Annotated in this window: 14 protein-coding genes and 3 pseudogenes; 15 read left to right on the top strand and 2 right to left on the bottom strand. The window is 56.3% G+C overall.

Features of this window, described 5'->3' with window-relative positions:
- The 6 genes and pseudogenes from GGD53_RS29145 to GGD53_RS29125 all read left to right on the top strand — a co-directional run.
- Positions 1 to 201: pseudogene (locus GGD53_RS29145) on the top strand (transposase); the annotation flags it as partial.
- An 857-nt stretch (positions 202 to 1058) separates the two neighbouring features.
- The gene (locus GGD53_RS29140) at positions 1059 to 2570 is read left to right on the top strand and encodes a tyrosinase family protein (RefSeq protein WP_029875549.1); all 1512 of its coding nucleotides are present in this window, start codon (positions 1059 to 1061) and stop codon (positions 2568 to 2570) included.
- 31 nt (positions 2571 to 2601) lie between these two features.
- The gene (locus GGD53_RS29135) at positions 2602 to 3057 is read left to right on the top strand and encodes a hypothetical protein (RefSeq protein WP_011053334.1); all 456 of its coding nucleotides are present in this window, start codon (positions 2602 to 2604) and stop codon (positions 3055 to 3057) included.
- Positions 3058 to 3539: 482 nt separating this feature from the next.
- Positions 3540 to 5069, top strand: a complete 1530-nt coding sequence (locus GGD53_RS29130) for a hypothetical protein (RefSeq protein WP_064812014.1) — start codon at positions 3540 to 3542, stop codon at positions 5067 to 5069.
- 65 nt (positions 5070 to 5134) lie between these two features.
- Positions 5135 to 5352: pseudogene (locus GGD53_RS32055) on the top strand (IS21 family transposase); the annotation flags it as partial.
- Positions 5353 to 5730: 378 nt separating this feature from the next.
- Positions 5731 to 8121 (top strand): DUF3141 domain-containing protein, encoded by a 2391-nt coding sequence (locus tag GGD53_RS29125; protein ID WP_114950527.1) that lies wholly within the window; start codon positions 5731 to 5733, stop codon positions 8119 to 8121.
- A gap of 223 nt (positions 8122 to 8344) precedes the next feature.
- Here GGD53_RS29125 and GGD53_RS32335 read toward each other — a convergent pair.
- Together GGD53_RS32335 and GGD53_RS29120 are read right to left on the bottom strand one after the other, a co-directional pair.
- Positions 8345 to 8670, bottom strand: a pseudogene (locus GGD53_RS32335) (HipA domain-containing protein); the annotation flags it as partial.
- 160 nt (positions 8671 to 8830) lie between these two features.
- Positions 8831 to 9070 carry a helix-turn-helix domain-containing protein gene (locus tag GGD53_RS29120; protein ID WP_008534330.1) on the bottom strand — a complete coding sequence of 80 codons (240 nt, stop codon included), beginning with the start codon at positions 9068 to 9070 and terminating at the stop codon, positions 8831 to 8833.
- Between the two features lie 674 nt (positions 9071 to 9744).
- On the opposite strand from GGD53_RS29120, the gene GGD53_RS29115 reads away from it, so the two are divergent.
- The 9 genes from GGD53_RS29115 (at position 9745) to GGD53_RS29075 (ending at position 18320) form a co-directional block, all read left to right on the top strand.
- Positions 9745 to 10425 (top strand): GntR family transcriptional regulator, encoded by a 681-nt coding sequence (locus GGD53_RS29115; RefSeq protein WP_004668612.1) that lies wholly within the window; start codon positions 9745 to 9747, stop codon positions 10423 to 10425.
- Positions 10426 to 10736: 311 nt separating this feature from the next.
- The gene (locus GGD53_RS29110) at positions 10737 to 11621 is read left to right on the top strand and encodes an NAD(P)-dependent oxidoreductase (protein ID WP_004668614.1); all 885 of its coding nucleotides are present in this window, start codon (positions 10737 to 10739) and stop codon (positions 11619 to 11621) included.
- Positions 11622 to 11698: 77 nt separating this feature from the next.
- Positions 11699 to 12127, top strand: coding sequence for a carboxymuconolactone decarboxylase family protein (locus GGD53_RS29105; RefSeq protein ID WP_004668619.1), 429 nt, complete (start codon positions 11699 to 11701; stop codon positions 12125 to 12127).
- A gap of 77 nt (positions 12128 to 12204) precedes the next feature.
- Positions 12205 to 12588: a hypothetical protein gene (locus GGD53_RS29100; RefSeq protein ID WP_004668622.1), complete on the top strand. Its 384-nt coding sequence runs from the start codon at positions 12205 to 12207 to the stop codon at positions 12586 to 12588.
- Complete coding sequence (locus tag GGD53_RS29095; RefSeq protein WP_004668623.1) at positions 12585 to 13481, top strand: alpha/beta fold hydrolase; 897 nt, start codon at positions 12585 to 12587, stop codon at positions 13479 to 13481. The genes GGD53_RS29100 and GGD53_RS29095 overlap by 4 nt, the downstream gene beginning before the upstream one ends.
- A gap of 25 nt (positions 13482 to 13506) precedes the next feature.
- Positions 13507 to 14673, top strand: coding sequence for an ABC transporter substrate-binding protein (locus GGD53_RS29090; RefSeq protein WP_008534334.1), 1167 nt, complete (start codon positions 13507 to 13509; stop codon positions 14671 to 14673).
- Positions 14674 to 14764: 91 nt separating this feature from the next.
- On the top strand, positions 14765 to 16318 hold the full coding sequence (locus GGD53_RS29085; RefSeq protein ID WP_064823765.1) for a sugar ABC transporter ATP-binding protein: 1554 nt from the start codon (positions 14765 to 14767) through the stop codon (positions 16316 to 16318).
- Positions 16315 to 17289: an ABC transporter permease gene (locus tag GGD53_RS29080; RefSeq protein WP_008534336.1), complete on the top strand. Its 975-nt coding sequence runs from the start codon at positions 16315 to 16317 to the stop codon at positions 17287 to 17289. The genes GGD53_RS29085 and GGD53_RS29080 overlap by 4 nt, the downstream gene beginning before the upstream one ends.
- 11 nt (positions 17290 to 17300) lie before the next feature.
- Entirely contained in the window at positions 17301 to 18320 is a 1020-nt protein-coding gene (locus GGD53_RS29075) for an ABC transporter permease (RefSeq protein ID WP_004668632.1), read from the top strand.
- Positions 18321 to 18325 lie beyond the last annotated feature (5 nt).

Genomic DNA, 18325 nt, shown 5'->3' with positions numbered 1-18325 from the left:
ACGAATCCAATTGAGCGTCTCAACGGCGAAATCAAGCGACGCACCGAGGTCGTCGGCATCTTTCCGAACGACGAAGCCATCGTCCGTCTCGTCGGTGCATTGCTGCTCGAACAGAATGATGAATGGGCCGTTCAACGCGCCAGGTATATGACGCTTGAGACCATGGCCCAAATGAGCGATGATCCCCAAATCAGCCTGCCCCGCTGTGATGTCGGGTCAGGAAACGAGCGGGACAGCAGGCTAATACACTGCCCGAATTGCCCCGTGTGGACGGCAAGCGTCAAGCCTTGATGCCAAATTCAAACGGATATGAGTGGGGCTTCGCAGCTGCGGCGAGGTCTCGATAGGGTCCGACAGTAAGCCCGAATGAGTGGGCACAATGGGACTGAAAGTGGGATCACTTGGTGAGCCCGTTGTTCCCGCGCGGAGTTCCCGCCGCTATTCTCGCAAATGTCGGACAGCCGCCGCCCTTTGTCGCATTTGTCGAGATCACGACAATCGGTTTGTCCCGCTCTGCTCTACGCACCCGTCAAGCCACGGAGTGGTGCCTGCTTCGCAGCTTTGAATTTGAGAGCGAGCGGGCTACGGCTCCGTCATTGCTGGGGGTCCGATAGGGAAAGCCTGTTCGAGATGCGTGCTTCTCTATCGTCGCACAGGGCGTTTTCAGCATCTTGGGCCCTCTCACCGGTCTGAACAACTGTTTCAGCTTGATCATTTGAGGTTTTCGCAACCGAACGTGCTTGCCGTGGCTGGTCGGCAAGCCGTCGCTCGAACGATCATGGAATGCGATACTAAGTTTTCCGGAATCTGGATTCCAACTGGAATGCAGGAATACGATCGGTAGTAGCGTTTTTAGCTCGCATTTTACGCTGCATTTTCGAGTGGCACGTCGCTTGCTTCATTTCTCGTGCCGCCGATTCACCGAAACTCAGAAAGAGCCAACGCAAGCTCTATGGTGGTGCGAATTGCCCACTGCTCCCGCGCCCAGACGGCGCGGAACCGGCCTAAAAGCGGCATTAATCTTGGCGAAGGACAATTCAAATCCAAGGGAGAGTAAGATGAGCATCACACGCAGACATGTCATCGTTCAGGGTGGCGTCATTGCAGCAGGCCTGCTCGCCAGCGGCCTACCGGGGACAAAAGCCTTCGCGCAGATACCGTCAATCCCTTGGCGGCGCTCACTGCAGGGCTTGGCCTGGAACGACCCGATCATCGAGACCTATCGCGACGCAGTGCGCCTTCTCAACGCCCTTCCCGCCAGCGACAAATTCAACTGGGTCAACCTCTCGAAAATTCACGGCAGCGGTGACGTCGTCAAATACTGCCCGCATGGCAACTGGTATTTCCTGCCGTGGCACAGGGCCTATACGGCTATGTACGAGCGCATCGTTCGGCACGTGACCAAGAACAACGATTTCGCTATGCCGTTCTGGGACTGGACCGACAATCCGTACCTGCCCGAAGTGTTCACAATGCAAAAGACGCCCGACGGCAAGGACAATCCACTTTATGTTTCGTCGCGCACCTGGCCAATCACGCAGCCGATGCCGGACAATATAGTTGGGCCACAGGTTCTCAACACCATCCTAACGGCGAAGCCATACGAGGTCTTCGGCACCACCCGCCCCGAGGGACAGAACTCACTCGATCCTTCCTGGGTCACCACCAGCAGCGGCACGCAGGGGGCGCTGGAATACACACCGCACAATCAGGTGCACAACAATATCGGTGGCTGGATGCCGGAAATGTCGTCGCCCCGCGATCCGATCTTCTTCATGCATCATTGCAACATCGACCGCATCTGGGCGACCTGGAATTTGCGCAACGCCAACAGCACGGATCGACTCTGGGCCGACATGCCGTTCACCGACAATTTCTACGATGTCGACGGCAACTTCTGGTCCCCGAAGGTCTCTGACCTTTATGTTCCAGAGGAACTCGGATACAATTATGGTTTCCGGACCTACTTCAAGGTCGCGGCGGCGAGCGCCAAAACGCTGGCCCTGAACGATAAACTCACGTCCGTGATCGCGGCGACGGCGACCGATGCTGCAATCGCCGGCGTGACGACCACCTCCACGGACAACAGCAAGGCGGCAACGGAAAACGTGCCGCTTTCGCTGCCGATCAAGATCCCGGCGGGCGCATTGCAGGAGATCGTCCGCCAACCGCCTCTGCCATCCGGCATGGATACAATGGATTTCGGCGCGGCACAGGAGCAGGCGGCCTCCGCTCCTCGTGTGCTGGCATTCCTGCGCGATGTCGAGATCACCAGTGCCAGCACGACCAGCGTTCGGGTGTTTCTCGGCAAGAACGACCTTAAGGCCGATACGCCCGTCACCGATCCCCATTACGTCGGTTCTTTCGCCGTTCTCGGTCATGACGGCGACCATCATCGCAAACCATCCTTCGTCCTCGATCTGACGGACGCGATCCAGCGGGTTTACGGCGGAAGGGGGCAGACGGATGGCGAGGCCATCGACCTGCAGCTCATTCCTGTCGGATCGGGAGCGGGCAAACCCGGCGCCGTAGAGCCCGCAAAGCTAGAAATAGCCATAGTGTCCGCCTAACATCCGGACTGGCTGGGTTGTGGAGACATCGATGCGCTATCATCGTTGGGTGCTTATCGCTATTCGTGCGGCGGCATTATCGATGCTGCGCATCGTCAGCCCGGTTCAAGCTAACGAGAGCGACATGCGGGCAACGACCAGTAAGCCCGCGACGATAACCATATCGAGCAGAGCAGTCCACTCATCGGTTGATACCAGTGCGCGGGTCGTCCTTACTGTCACTGGTTATGAACCGTCGACTTCAGGACCAGTGACGACGGTCGTTTCGCTTGACTGCGGCAGTAACGTTCGCGAAATTGGTAGGTTTGGTATTTTTCCGAACAAGGCGTTTTCGGTATTGGACGGGGCAAAGCCTCAACGATTTGGGTTTCCCTTGCCCGATGACCCGTCTTGCCGTCAGCCACAGACCGTCATTATCCGGCTGGAGCCTCAAACAGGCGGCGGTTCGGGCGCCAGCATCACTATCAGCGACGCTAGCATTGAATAGATTGGCAGTCGGGGCTGATTTGCCGCTAGCTCCAGAACCTTGGCGGCAATGAAAGTCCGCCGGATAAAATAGAGGGTTTTGATAGGTTGTTGTGACAAAGGTCCAACGCGCAGCGCCTATCGTGGTCAACAGTTTACAGTCTTGCCGCTGCATTCGGCGACTGATGGTCGTCTGCAAGCAGGCAAAGGTTTTTGGCCGACCCGAGACTAGGCTCAAGATAAAGTCGCTCTTAAAGGCATTGAACCAACGACGCGTTCCTAGATCAGTAAAGTGACTCTTCAACCACTTCAGATGCTTGCGCGGAGTCTGTCCGAAAGCTGCATTGACTTCGCACGCGGTCCAAAACCGATTCAGACTGCGCGTTCAATTCAAAACTGAAGATTAGACGTGTGCTTTTAATGGCACTGGATTTGCAAGGACACGGGCGGCGTGCGGCCATAGGTATCGCTTCCATTCGTGATAGAGAGGCGCGGAGGTTAGTCTTGAAACGAAGAGATTTTTCGACTGTTGGGCTCACTGCTCTTCTCGCCGGGATCGTATTCCCGGCTTTTCCCAGCACCGGATTCAGTGAGCAGCGAAAGCCGTCCATCCCCGCACTCCCTGATCAGCGGAAACTTTGGAGTTGGATCAAAAGGCTCAACAGTTTCGGCCCCCGATTGACCGGCAGCCCGGCGCAAGCACGGGCAATCGATTATCTTGCTGGTGAGTTGAGAGGGATGGGCCTTGAGGTGAAGCGCGATCAACTCACGATGCGCCGGTGGATGCCACGAACCACCGCGTTCAAACTGTCAAATGGTGAAGTAATTGAGGTAGCGGCGCCGTTCCCGTATTCCGGGCTTACACCTCCCGGCGGTATCTCGGGTAAGATGGTTCTTTTCAACGGTCGGGTTCAGGCGTTTGAGAAAGCCCGCGGCAAAATTGCGGTGGTGACGGTAAAGCGTCGGGATCTGGCGGCATTCCTCGAACTGGTGACCAATCGACGCGGCAGCCTGCCGGAAGGCATAGACTTTCCCAAAGCCGTAACCACGCCGCTTATCACCGGTTTGCTTGGCGTACCGATCGACAAGGCGCGTGAAGCAGGGGTTTTAGCCGTCGTTTGCATTTTCGAAGGCGTCTCGGAAGTGCAGTTGAAGGGGCAGGTGCTGCCATTCACCACACCGTATTGGGGCTTACCTGCAATATGGGTGGCGCAATCTGAAGGAGAGCGGATCAAAGCCGCGAGCAAGCACGGTTTGAGCGGTCGCCTGACCTTGGATGGCACGTTGGAAGACGTTGCGACCGATACGATTTATGCGGTTTTGCCGGGCTGCAACCTGCTTGAGACAATCATCATCAACACCCACACCGATGGACCTAATGCGTGCGAAGAGAACGGCGGTGCTGGGGTACTCGCTCTGGCGCATTATTTCTCCTCGCTACCGAAATCTGCCCGCAACCGGAGCCTCGTCTTCGTACTCGTCACGGGTCATTTCCAGCTTCCCCAGTTCGGCCGCCACGGGAATCAGGCGACGGCGACCTGGCTCGAAATGCATCCAGAATTGTGGGACGGCAAACCCGGCCATGCTAAAGCCGTTGCAGGAGCTACGATTGAGCATCTTGGATGTACCGAGTGGCGAGATGACTTTGCAAAAGGGCACCCCGCGCCCACCGGGAAGCCGGAACTCGATTTGATCTATACCAGTAATAAGTCGATGAGTGACGTGTACATCGCTGCCGCACGCGGGCGCAAAAAGGTACGCGCGCTGATAGTCGCCCCAGCGGCGGCGCAGGTGATGTTGGGCGAAGGACAGCCATTATACGCATCAGGAATTCCGACGATATCAAGCTGTCCGATACCGGACTATCTTTGCCAGGTCTTGCCGGGCGGAGGCTTGGACCGGCTCGACCCTGATTACGCCTTTCAGCAAGTCGAAACCTTTGCCCGCACGGTCGACTTGCTCGACAGGATGCCGCGTGGTGAGATCGGAATCGTTCCGTTTAACCTGTCCACTGTTATCGGTGATCTGCTGTAAACCTGACCAACACTAACGCCAGCGAAAATGGCGGTGTCACGCGGTCGGCACTTTAACTGGCGCCGAGGATCATCTGGCTGTTCACGATAGTGCCGGGTCATAGCCGTCCCATCTGGGCACGCTTCGTCATGCATCAGATGACCGGCCTGCGTTTCCACATCGCGGCCTTCGAGGCTCTCGGCGGCGCTCCGCGGGAGTGCTTTGCGACCGGATGAAGACTGCCGTCATCGGTGAGCGTCAGACAGAAGGCATCGTCTATAACCGTGCCACCACCAGCCTTAGCCCCAACCAAAGCCACGCGGACGGCCGCTGAAACATCCTAGTTGGTGGGATCCCACACCGCAGGCGAATCCATCACCTCCTGTCCTCCGATAGTCTCCAACGAGCTGGGAGAAACTGCTGATCCAGGCTGAATGAAGACTTTGTGTGGCTTTCCCTGGCGACGAGCTTGCTGCCCCCTCTCCCGGCGTAGCTGGCTGACCCAGTGCTTGGCATAGACATTGCAGGGGATGAATGCGGCGGTAACTCGTTGGGGTCGGAAGTCGTCAAACTGCTTTCCTAGGCGTCGGCATTGCCTACCGAGCACCTCGCCAGACGGAAGCACGATCGATCTGGCACGTATGTATGCGTACGGGATCATAACCATAGAGGAGTTGAAACGATGGCGGATATTCTTACATCTCTAAACCCGCTCCGGTGGATTGAAGCGCCATCCACGGAACTGGACAGCCAAGTGACCCAAAGTCTATTCCCGATGTTCCAACGCTTGGCGGCAGCGGGCGCTGAAACCGCTAAAATTCTGCAGGTTGCCTTATTGCGCCGCGTGCAAGTCATGTGCGACACCCACTCTACCCGCCAGGGAAAGCTCTTTACTGAGGCCGAACGTCTTGCCGAGAGTCTACGCGAGGTGCACGGCAATGGGAATTTGGGCCACGCTTGGGCGGAATACCTGCGCGACGCTAGTGAGCGCGCCATATTGTGCATGGATCTTCTCCGACAGCGCGGCGACATCTTCCTCGAACATGAAGCGGCAGGCTGTCCGCCGGTTTTCTTCTGCGACTACGAGACAGTTATGGATGGAAACGATCTGCCCTTGAAATCCAATTACGTGTTACTTCGAATGATCCCGCCCCAAGGTGTTAACGTCGATGACACGAAGCGCCCCTTCATAATCATTTGCCCGCGCGCCGGACATAGTCCCGGCGTCGGTGGCCACAAAGAAGACAGCCAGGTCGGCGTGGCGTTCCGGGAAGGTCACCCGGTTTATTTGGTGTCCTTCCGCCGAGAGCCAGAGGGGGGGCAGTATCTCTCTAATGTCACGTATGCGGAAGCGGCCTTTGTTCGTGAGGTCATGCGCCTGCATCCGCTTGCCCGCCTTCCAGTCGTAGTCGGCAACTGCCAAGCTGGCTGGGCTACCCTTCTGATGGTTGCGACAAATCTCGACTTAGCTGGCCCGATCATCCTCAACGGATCGCCGGTGACACCTACCTCGGGAAATATCGGCGAAAATACCCTCCGCTACATGGCGGGCCTCTTCGGGGGAGCTTGGATAACCATGTTTTTGTCAGATCTGGGCGGAGGCATCTTCGACGGCGCCCATCTCGTACAGAATTTCGAAACGCTCAATCCCGAGCGCCAGTTATTCATGAAGTATGTCGAACTGTTCCGAGATGTGGATGCGGCGAGCGAAGCCTTCCTTAAGGCTGAGAAGTGGTGGGGCGGCTTCTGCCTGATGCGGGGAGACGAGATCCGCTGGATAGTTGAGCACCTCTTTGTTGGTAATCGACTGGCGCACAACAAGGCGTATGGGGAGCCGGACCGGCGGCATTTCGACCTTAAGAAGATCAGGGCGCCTATTATCATATTTGCCAGTCATGGCGACAATGTAACGCCGCCGCAGCAGGCGCTGAATTGGATCCCCGAAATCTATGACAACGAGGAGGAAATCCGCCTTCTCGGCCAGCACATTATTTATATGGTACACAACGACGTCGGTCACCTCGGTACATTCGTTTCCTCGAGAGTAATCAACAAAGAATACAATGAGGTTGCAAGCACGCTCGAGGCAATTGAGGCGTTGTTGCCTGGCCTTTACGAGATGCGCATCACGGACATTCAAGAAGATGCTGGACACAAGAGCTATAGTGTTGAACTGATCGAGCGCACCTTCGAGAATATCCGTGAGTTTAACGACGGCCATGACGATGGAGGTCCCTTCGCTGCCGTCGCCCGCGTCTCTGAACTGCAAGCGCAGATCTATCACACAGTTGCCCGCCCCTTTGTGCAGGCCGCGGTCACAGACATCTCAGCAGACGCCAGCCGAATGTTCCATCCAAAGCGGCTGGAGCGATCGCTGCTGTCTTCTCAGAATCCGATCATGGTTGGCTATAAGTCAATTTCAGAGCAGGTACGGAACTCCCGGGCGAACGCAGCAGCGGAAAATCCTTTCCTGGCTGCGGAAGCGCTCTATTTCAAGGCTGTCGAACAGGCGATCGTGGTCATGCGCGACTGGCGCGACATGGGTTATGAGCTCGCGTTTCACATGATCTGGAACAACCCTTGGCAGCGATATTTTGACAATCCCCACGAAGCATACCGCAAAGGGACGACACTTGACGATATGAGATGGCAGCCGGACATCGCCAATGCGCTCAGGAGGATCGCGATCGGCGGACTCGCCGATGCCATCATCCGTATGGTCGTACTCCTGGTGAGCGATCGTGGCGGGATCCGACGCGACCGCCTGGCGCGCTGGTCACGGGTGCTGACCGAGGACGAGCCCTTCCGCTCACTAAGCGCTGATCATTTGGCCGAAATCACTCGCGTGCAGACGGCTATCGTCACCTTTGAGCCGGAGCAAGCAATCGAGACGCTGCCGCTGTTGCTAACGGAACCGAGGCAACGGCAACTCGCTTATGCAGCCGCTTGCTATATCCCGGGCTCCAGGGCGGAGATGTCATCGAGTACTGTTGCCATGCTACAGCGCTTCGCGGACGTGCTTGGCCAGCCATCGATCGTCGATGTGATTGAGGATCCGCTGGCAGTGACATAGTTTGTTCGTAGAGTAGCGTCTCGATCTCACCGAATCACATAATTATTGGTTTTCGCTCGTTGGTCACGGAGGCGCTTGAAACAATTCCATCGCAAATCCAGCCAGGACCGCAGATCGGAAAATTGCCATTGGACATCCGTCCTTTACAACGCAACGATGCCGTAATCCGGTTCAGTGATCGGGCCGGCAGAGGGCGGATTGAAACTGTGGAGGAAGGCTCTCGTCATAGGGCTGGCGCTCGCTGCAAATCATCGTGATCGAACGCACTGGCCATACGGTTGATCTCGGCTGACCGCGCACCGACCGCCTTGGCGGTCTCGCGCCACCTTGCGGTGTCGCGACTTCCTTAATGATCGCGCGAGCCTCGGCGAGCGTTAGGGCGTAGAGCCCTGCAGGTTCTTCCAGCAGGTCAAGGGAGCAGGTGCCTTCATCAAGATCAATGTTTGTCGTCAGCGCGCGCGCCTTGACATCCGTAGGCACTGGATTGAGGTCATAGGCAGGGGACAACGACCAGCTGGCTTTATTGAGCCACAGAAAGCCGTGATTTTTCTCCCCAGCTCAGAGCTAGAGCGGGCTGCAGCGAGAAGCGGCCCGGGTCCTCGAGCCAGGCACGATCATACTCAAACACGATTGTTTCGGCACCACGGGCGCGATTGCTCCGGGCCAGATGGGACGTGTGCGGCCGTGAAGGTCGAGATGAACTTCGAAATCAGCCATCGCGTGACGATCCCGGTGATCGCCTTGGGTGAGCGTGCTTGGGCAACTCTGCATTGGCCAGAGACTGGCCGACGCTGTCGTCACCGATGTCGGCGACTTGGCTCAGCCCATCTAGCAGGCCGAGTGCCTGGAGGACGCCTGCATAGATGCCGATGCTGACATTGGTGTCGCCGGCCTCGATCTTTTGAAGCGTTGAGCGTGAGGTGAAGGCACGTTCGGCTACTACCGCCATAGGCAGGCGGCGACGTCGACGTGGATGTCTGCGCCCAGTTTGCGCAGCGCGCGCCGCACCCGGAGGGTTGTGAGGTGTCGGAATTTGTCACCTTCGCACTACAGATTGCACTAGATATGTAGCACGAAGGTTACAATTTTTCAAGAGAGATGGTCAGAGAGAAAAGTGGTTAGAATGGGAATTGCGGATAGCGCAAGTACGAGCCAGGCTGGCAGGCGAAGAAAGATGGCGGATCTTGAGGCGCTCAAGATCGATGCCGCCTCCGGACCGGAGGCGCGATCGGAACCACTATCGTCTGCTGATGCGGCTTTTGCCGATTGCCAAGCTGCACCCGGCCGTTAGTCGAACGGGTGCTCCTGGAAGATGCGGTGGTGTCGGTGACCGTGGACACCTCGTCGATCAGGGTCGCAACGTGGCTGGTTTTGAGAAATCGGCGGGCGGACATTGTCGGCCATCAGGACACCAATTGAACTAGGCCATTTGGACTAGAATTTCCACTTATGGCGCGCCAACCGATCGGTTCCTCATGGATCGGGAAGCCGACCTCTACACAGCGGGCTCAATCCTCGAGAATAGTTGCTAATGACCGCTCATCAGACAATCTGATTGAAAGTTCCCCGCGAAGCAGCCATATATTTAGCTCAAATTCATTAGTGCTACGTAGGACATTGATCATGGTAGATGTGGAGCTGCAGGTCGCTCGGCAAAATGCCTCTCTTCGAGTGCAAGTCGAAGAAAGGCTCAGACAGGCTATTGCGACGGGCAAGTTCAAGCCGGGGCAAAGGCTCGTCGAGCGCGAGCTTTGCGAAATGATCGGCGTGGGTCGCACGTCCGTCCGTGAAGCGCTTCGGCAGCTTGAGGCAGAGGGATTGATCACAAGCTTCCCCCACAAGGGTCCAGTTGTCAGTATCATAACCTATGAGGAGGCCGCTCAGCTCTACACCGTCCGCGCGCTGCTCGAGGGGTTTGCTGGTCAGCAGTTCGCCGAAAATGGAACGGCGGAAGATATTGCCACTTTGCAAGATGCCGTTAGAGAATTCGAAGCGTCGGCGGAAAGCGGCGTGGGACACAGGCTCATCGCTGCCAAAAACGCCTTCTATGACTGCTTGATGGATGGCAGCAAAAACGTCTTCGTCAGGCAAATGCTAACATCGCTGCACAACCGGATCAATCTTCTGCGCATGACTTCGATGACACAACCGGGGCGCCTCAAACATAGCATTGCAGAAATCAAAGAGATTGCCGAAGCGATCCAAAATCGCAACGGACCCAGGGCTGCGGCCGCTTGTAAGCACCACATTGATATGGCTGCGAAAGTCGCACTCGAGTACCTGCGCAACAACACCTCAGGCTGATGCCATAAGATTTTCCGAAAATTGACAGATTGTCTGATGCTGGAGGTGGCCGGTGTAATTAAATCCTTCAGGCACGGTGCTTTTGACAACGCAACAACCTCTCTGGTGTCCATCGGACGATAAGATGGGTGCTGCTTGCACGTCATTTTAAGTGAGGTGATTGAAGAAGCGACGGCAAAATTGGCGTCGTAGCGAGGGCGCGCCGGCCCAAGCATGAATTTTCCGATTGACAGATTGTCTGATAGGTCGTTAACTACTCCTCACTAACGGAGGTAGCTGATTGTGCTTGCCTCACATTCGGGAGCGGGACGTTGTCACCACGAAAAAATCTGCGCGTCGCCTTTATTGGTCTCGGCGCAATGGGCGGGCCGATGGCACAACATCTGTTGTCGGCTCAATTCGAAGTCACTGGCTTTGATCTATCGGCCGAGGCTAGGGAAAGGTTCGCGGCCGTCGGCGGCGTTCCGGCAGAGACGGTAGCGGAAGCATTCAATGGGGCCGATGTTGCGGTTACCATGCTTCCCAACGGCAAGGTTGTTCAAGACGCGCTCTTCAAGGATGGGGCCTGGCAATCCCTGAGTGCTGACGCGCTTGTCATCGACATGAGCTCATCGGCGCCCAATGATACTCGTGAGCTCGCAGAGCGCTTGCATCAGAAGGGCTTGCGGCTGGTCGATGCTCCCGTGTCAGGCGGAGTGAAGCGAGCCGTCGAAGGCTCTCTTACTATCATGGCAGGCGGTGCTTCTGACGATATCGATCAAGCTGATCCCATCCTGTGCGCCATGGGCGGCCAGATTTTTAGGACAGGCCCGATCGGCTCAGGGCACGCCATGAAAGCCATCAACAATTTCGTATCGGGAGCCGGGGTTCTGGCAGCTATCGAAGGCGTTCTTCTTGGCCGAACGTTTGGTCTCGATCCTAGAACGATCGTCGATATTCTCAACTCGTCGTCTGGCAAGAACAACGCAACAGAAGTGAAGATGAAGCAGTTCATCCTCTCGGAGACTTTTGGCTCTGGTTTTGCTTTGGGGCTTATGGCGAAAGACATTAGGATTGCAGCGGACTTGTCGAAGGCGCTCAATCTCCAGCTGCCGACATTGGCCGGTACCGCTGATGCCTGGGATGCTGCTCGGCATGCTTTAGGCCCCGATGTCGACCATACGAAAATTGCGCAGTTCGTGAAAGATCAGGCCTGACCGCGAAAAACTACGCCAAACTGACAGTTGAAAATTGTCTGATAATCTGTCAAATATGATGAAGGGAGCGAAACCCAATGGCCACTTTGGACAGGAAAGATAAGGGGTCTAAGGCCGGCGAGCGAACAGCTCCATCGGAGCAGTTCAAGCGCGGACTTGCTACTCGTCGGCAGGTGATGGGGGACGCTTACGTTGATGCGGCCCTCGGAAAGGCGACCGACTTCACCTGGCCGATGCAGGAACTCGTCACCGAGTATTGTTGGGACAATATCTGGAACCGACCTGGCCTCGACCGTCGCGCTCGATCGATCCTCAACCTTGGAATGATAGCGGTTTTAAACCGACCGCACGAGCTCAGAGGCCACATCCGCGGCGCCATCAACAACGGTGTTACGAAACAGGAGATCCAGGAGATCTTCCTTCAGGTGGCTATCTACGTTGGTGTGCCAGCAGGCATCGACAGTTTCAGGCATGCCCAGGAAGTATTCACCGAAATGGGCATTTGAGAATGTGCTGTCCCGTGAGGGGGCATGTACAACATGCGCGGAGTTCTCAGCGCTTATCAACAAGGGAGGAGCCTAAAATGGCGATAGATCTCAAGAAATTCATAGAATTCGTGCGGGAGGATTTCGAGTTCAAGCGCGAAACTCGTTATCTTAACGGTATATTAAAATGCGATTTCCCTACCCGCAGTGTAGCGCTTCATTTCGAGGACGGTACGTTGCTAAAGGTGGAAGAGGCCGAATACGACGACGACAAGTGCACTATCGTCATACGCGGGACCGGTTCACAGTGGGAGGCGCTGCTTCAGCACAAACCCTTGCCGTTTTATCAGTGCTTGCAGTCATCAAACATCAAGCATGGCCTCTACCTTAGCAGTAACAACGAAACCTTCGCGTATCTGCCTGCTCTCAACCGCATGACCACCCTGATGCGCAATGCCCGTTCTGAAGGAGCAGCAGCATGACCAAGTTTGACCCCATTATCGGCCGTTATCTCTATCTCACCGTAGAAGGTATCGAGTACCGCGTCTATTACGAAGAAGCGGGCCAGGGGATTCCGCTTCTCGTCGGTCATACGGCAGGGTCCGACGGTCGCCAATACCGTCATATGCTTTGCGATTCCGACGTGACGAAAAATTTTCGCGTCATCGCGTTCGATCTGCCGTATCACGGCAAGTCCCTTCCCCCCTACGGCGTTCGCTGGTGGGAGAAGGAATACAACATGACCAAGAAGTTCATGATGGACTTCCAGCTCGAACTCTCAAAAGCGCTCGACCTAGACCGCCCCGTTTATTTGGGCAGCTCCATGGGCGGCCATCTCGCGATCGACCTGGCATCGAACTATCCGGACAACTTCCGCGCCACGATCTCGGTCGAAGGTGCGTTGCGCTCGGCGGCGGAGTACGTCGACGTCGGTATGGCTGGCATCCGCAGGGAGTTCGACAATCCAAACGTCAATCGCACCTCCATCGGTGCGGCGATGATGCTGAATATCTCACCGTACTCGCCAGAAGCGAATGTCCGTGAAATCCAGTGGGAATACAGCTGCGGTGGACCGGGAATCTTCGCGGGTGATCTTTATTACTACTACTACGACCACGATGTGTCGCCAGAAGAAGCCAGCAAAATCGATACGTCGAAATGTATGCTATACTTCCTCACGGGCGAATACGATCCAAACACGTCCCCGGCCGATACCAAGATTGCTGCAGACCTGGTCAAAGGCTCCAAGTTTTGGACAATGGAAAAGCTCGGACATTTTCCCGTTACTGAGGACTATAGCGAGTTCCGGAAGTATCTGTTGCCGATTCTTGAGGAGATCCAACAGTCATCAGCAGCCCGGTCTAAGGTTGCCTGATCCTTTTCTCGGGAGGAGAACTTCAATGAGGTGCATTCTGAATGTCACACTTGGGGCGCTGATCTCGGTTAGCGCCCTGGCGACAACCGCTTACGCGGATGGTGTCGATCAGCTACCGGCTACAGAAAAGAAGATCTATGAAACTGTAGATCCGCAGATTCCATTGGGGGCGAGCGCCTACAAAGACTTCAAGCCCAAAAAGGGTCCTCCGTGGAAGATCGGCTATGCAAGCAGCTACGCTGGCAACACCTGGCGAGCCGCAGCTCTCGATGCGGTCATGAGCGATCTTTTACCGCGATCAAAGGCTGCGGGCCTGGTGTCTGATGTCGTGGTCACCCAGTCGGATCTTAAAGACGCCGTTCAGATCCAGCAGATGCGTCAAATGGTGGACGAAGGCGTCGATGCAATCATCATCTGCTGCTCGAACGTCACGGCTCTTAATCAGACGATCGAATATGCCTACAAAGCCGGTGTGCCGGTGTTCTCATTTTCGGGCTACGTGACGTCGCCATACGCCATCAATGGCGCGGCCAATCACGCGCAGGGCGGTGCCGAGATGGCGACGTGGCTGGCGGAAAAAATAGGAAAGAAGGGCAATATCCTTCTCGTTTCTGGTATTCCCGGTTTCGCTTCTTCGGACAGCTTTGACAAAGCGGCTAAGGAAGCACTTGCTAAGTACCCCGACATAAAGATCGTCGGTGAAGTTGCAGGGAAGTGGACCGACCAGGTGGCCCAGGTCGAAGTTCAGAAGTTTCTTGCGACGAACCCGACGAAGATTGATGGGATCCTCACGCAGGGGGCCCAAGAGAACGGCGTTCTCAACGCAATGCTGCAGTCAGGTCGAGACATGATCCCGATTACCCTCGGGGGGGAAGCTTCCGCCGCGTGCTACTGGCGCAAGAACCCCGAGTTTGTGGACAGGAGTTTCCATATTTGGCCGCCGCGTCGCGAGATGCAACAGATGTGGGAGATCATGCTCCGCACATTGGAGGGACAAGGCCCTAAGGTTCAGTCCTTCCTTCGACCCGTCTTGCCTTACACCATCGATGAAGTCCGCGCGGCAATACCAGAAGATTGCGACTTGAACTCGACAGACTTCGTGGAGCCCAAGGCGGACGGGTGGTTTCCTGCTGCGATTGCTGCAGACTACTTCGAACGCCCGGCTGATCCCTGGAAGCCTGTGTCGAAGTGAAACTGTTCTGCCCGGTGGGTCTTGCCACCGGACAGAAGTTTCTCTTGTGGGAGGACCGCCTCGCGCGGCCGTTGGGATTAGAGGATCTCCGATGCAAAACCAAACTACGATCAAGTTGATCAATGTTGCCAAGTCTTTCGGCGAGACTAAGGCCTTAAAGAAGTGTGATTTTGAAGCCCGGGCCGGAGAAGTGCACGCCATCGTCGGAGAGAATGGAAGTGGCAAAAGCACGATGGCGAAGATCATGTCTGGAGTGTTGCACCCAGATTCCGGGAGCGTTTCGGTCCTTGGAGAAGAGATTTCGACTCCGACTGACGCCAAGCGCATCGGGCTGACAACGATCTTCCAGGAAGTGCTGGTGGCCGACGAGGCCAGTGTATTGGAAAACCTGTATGTCGGGCGCGACGGCATCTTCCGCTCGCAGGGCGGCAGTGGTCGGCGTACCGAGGCTGAGGAGATCCTGAAACGCCTCGTCGGCAAGCCCGTGGATCTCGATCAGAACGTTGGGGCATTGCCTCTGAGCGTCAAGCAATGGATAGTTATTGCGCGAGCGGTCTTGCGCAGGCCGAAGGTCCTCATCCTCGATGAATCGTCTGCGGCATTAGACCTCGATTCCACGATCCGCCTCCACGAGGAAATTGATCGTCTCCGTAGGGAAGGTGCGACCGTGCTGATCGTAACGCATCGGATCGCTGAACTTGTCCGCATCGCCGATCGAGCCACGATCCTTCGCGACGGCGTCACCATTGGTACGCTCGAGAAGCATGAAATAACTGAAGAGAACCTGCTTTCAATGATGACGCCCGCGGACCGAAACGCAAGCGACGCGAAGGCGTACGAATCAAAGCAAGTAGGCGCCGCCGCGCCGGCCGTGGTAGCGGTAAGAGACCTCGTTACTCACAGCGCGGCAGCGCCCTTCGATTTCGATCTACCGAAAGGAGCGATCATCGGTGTTGCAGGACTCGACGGGCAGGGGCAGGACGCTTTCGTACGCGCCGTTGCGGGTATCATCCAGCCTTTTGGTGGTAATGTCCAAGTCTGGTCATCCAGCACCGAGAGAATGAAAAAGGTCGCATCGCTCGAAGACGCTACCAAAGCAGGAATCTCGTATATTTCCGGCGACCGCAAGCGTGAAGGTATCTTCCCTCAGCAGAGCATCTTCGAAAATCTTGCCATCGGCGTCTATCGCAAGAACCTCGGTCCTCTTGGTATAATCAATAAGGCCGGCCTCAAACCCATGTTCAAACGCGAGGTGGATCGGCTCCGGATTAAGATTGGAAGTCCGGCGAACAAGATCACCTCACTGTCGGGCGGAAATCAGCAAAAAGTTTTGATCGGCCGTGCCTTTGCCAACCAACCGTCCGTCATCGTCCTTAACGATCCCGCTCGCGGTGTCGACCTCGGAACGAAGCGCGATCTCTACCGCGAACTGCGCCTGTTCACGGAGAAGGGTGGCAGCGTGATTTATCTATCAAGCGAAATCGAAGAGTTCATCGGCTTTGCGGACCGCGTCGACGTCTTCTTTGCTGGAAGGCTTTTCCGGTCGCTAGCAGGCGAGGACATAGCGGAAGAGCCAATCTTGGCCGCAATGTTTGGAAAATCGCCAAACGCCTCCATCGAGTTCGATCTGGAAAGGACTGCATGATGTCTGGAATCGCATTCCGTCAAATCACCCAGGACCGTTCCCTCTTCGTGCCGGCCGGCCTATTCATTGTCCTTTTGGTCGCCGTTGCCCTACGCGGACACGGGCTATTCACGAACAACGGCCTCGCAGGTGCAATCCTTGTCGCCACGCCCTTGATTCTAACGGCGCTTGCCCTCACCCCCATTGTCATGGCGGGTCGTGGAGCAGTGGACCTTTCAGTTGGCCCCTTGATGGGGTTCATCAACGTTACCCTTATTACCTGGCTTGTGGGTAACGGAATTACCAACCCTATCGCAGTGATAGTATGGGCAGTCGGCCTGGGAGCGGCATTCCAGCTACTCCAGGCGCTGGTTATCATTTATGTGCGTGTCGCTCCGATAATCGTTACGCTGTCGGGTTTTCTTGTCCTCTCCGGGTTGAACCTGATGGTGATGTCCCGACCGGGTGGAGTCGCGCCCGACTGGATGCTTAGCTGGGGGGCGGGGACCGACATCATGTCACCTGTTTTGCTGTTGCTGGTTGCAGCGTATGCATTATGGCTCCTTCTCAGGGGGACGATGTTTTACCGCAACCTTCGCATGACGGGTGCGGATGAGCGCATGGCGTATACGAGCGGCGTTCGAGTGGACGCAGTCCGCATCATCGCCCACGTTGTTGGTGGAGCATTCGCTGGACTTGCCGCCCTCAGCTACACGGCGCTGATCTCCTCTGGTGATCCGACGCAGGGCAGCACCTACACCCTTCAGGCTGTTACGGCCCTGGTTCTCGGAGGTGCGAGCCTCTCCGGTGGTCGTGGTGGAGCACTTGGATCTACGCTTGGCGCGATCAACATGTTCCTCATCTCCTATCTCCTCTCCACCTTCAACTTCGGCACGGTTTCGGGGTTCGTTACCCAGATGGCATTCGGCTTAATCCTCGTCGGATCACTTCTCGTGAACGTCTTTGTCATCAGTCGCCGCGCGGTTGTGTAAGGAGCAAGATAATGGTCGCGACAGTTATGAATTCCGAAATCAAATCGGCTCAGAAGTCTAACCCGCTCAAGGCTCATCGGAGCATCGTCATTGGCTTTGTTCTTCTGGCCTCTCTCTTAGCACTCGGTGCATTGCTGGTCCCCGGCTTCGTATCATCCCAAAACGCGCGTTCAATCCTTCTTCTCGCAGCGTTTCTGGGGCTTGCCTCCATTGGCCAGACCCTGTGCGCTCTGGTCGGTGCGCTCGATCTTTCGATACCATATATTATTGGAGGCGCGAACATCCTCCTTCCCAGCCTTATGGTCGCAGGTATTCCCGCTCCCCTCGCGATGCTGGTTGTCATGCTCCTCGGTGCGCTTGTCGGGGCCGCCAATGGCGCCCTGAGCTTCCGTCTCCAAGGGCAAGCGCTGATCATGTCGCTCGGAGTTGGCTTCGCGGCCGTCGGTGCGGTCCAGATCTACACCTCACTCGGCTCGGCGTTTGGTGGTACAGTGTTTGCTCCGGTACCCGAATGGCTGAGGAACATTTCGGCGTTCAACGGAAAGTTTTTCGGCCTGTCGCTGCCTCCGGTCATCGTGATCTGGGCTATCGTCGCCATCGCGCTTGGATGGTTCATGTACAACACCTGGTTTGGCCGCAGCATTTACGCCGTCGGCGGAAGCCGGACGGCGGCCGCCCGCCTCGGAATCTCCGAATTCAAGGTCTGGACCGTCATCCATAGCGTCAGCGGTGCCATGTCTGCAATCACGGGCATGCTGCTACTAGGGTTTTCCGGTGGTGGCTTCGTCGGCGTGGGCGACCCTTATCTTTTCACCACCGTAGCAGCGGTGGTGATTGGAGGGACGTCGCTTCTTGGTGGGGCGGGCGGCTATGGCGCGACAGTGCTCGGTGTTCTTGTCCTGACTGTACTGACCTCGCTTCTAGTTGGCCTCGGACTGAACTTTCCGGCGCAGCAGGCTGTCGTCGGTCTGCTCATCGTTCCGATGGTCGCGATATACGCACGGTCACCACACATTCGAAATCAGATATGATCAAT

The organism is Rhizobium aethiopicum (assembly GCF_014197535.1).
GTDB classification, from domain to species: Bacteria; Pseudomonadota; Alphaproteobacteria; order Rhizobiales; family Rhizobiaceae; genus Rhizobium; species Rhizobium aethiopicum_A.
This window is presented reverse-complemented; position numbering and strand designations above follow the sequence as displayed.

Coding starts and splice junctions, on each gene's coding strand:
- GGD53_RS29140 (WP_029875549.1), top strand. CDS start 1,059: ATGAGCATCACACGCAGACATGTCATCGTTCAGGGTGGCGTCATTGCA.
- GGD53_RS29135 (WP_011053334.1), top strand. CDS start 2,602: ATGCGCTATCATCGTTGGGTGCTTATCGCTATTCGTGCGGCGGCATTA.
- GGD53_RS29125 (WP_114950527.1), top strand. CDS start 5,731: ATGGCGGATATTCTTACATCTCTAAACCCGCTCCGGTGGATTGAAGCG.
- GGD53_RS29120 (WP_008534330.1), bottom strand. CDS start 9,070: ATGGCGGTAGTAGCCGAACGTGCCTTCACCTCACGCTCAACGCTTCAA.
- GGD53_RS29115 (WP_004668612.1), top strand. CDS start 9,745: ATGGTAGATGTGGAGCTGCAGGTCGCTCGGCAAAATGCCTCTCTTCGA.
- GGD53_RS29105 (WP_004668619.1), top strand. CDS start 11,699: ATGGCCACTTTGGACAGGAAAGATAAGGGGTCTAAGGCCGGCGAGCGA.
- GGD53_RS29100 (WP_004668622.1), top strand. CDS start 12,205: ATGGCGATAGATCTCAAGAAATTCATAGAATTCGTGCGGGAGGATTTC.
- GGD53_RS29095 (WP_004668623.1), top strand. CDS start 12,585: ATGACCAAGTTTGACCCCATTATCGGCCGTTATCTCTATCTCACCGTA.
- GGD53_RS29090 (WP_008534334.1), top strand. CDS start 13,507: ATGAGGTGCATTCTGAATGTCACACTTGGGGCGCTGATCTCGGTTAGC.
- GGD53_RS29085 (WP_064823765.1), top strand. CDS start 14,765: ATGCAAAACCAAACTACGATCAAGTTGATCAATGTTGCCAAGTCTTTC.
- GGD53_RS29080 (WP_008534336.1), top strand. CDS start 16,315: ATGATGTCTGGAATCGCATTCCGTCAAATCACCCAGGACCGTTCCCTC.
- GGD53_RS29075 (WP_004668632.1), top strand. CDS start 17,301: ATGGTCGCGACAGTTATGAATTCCGAAATCAAATCGGCTCAGAAGTCT.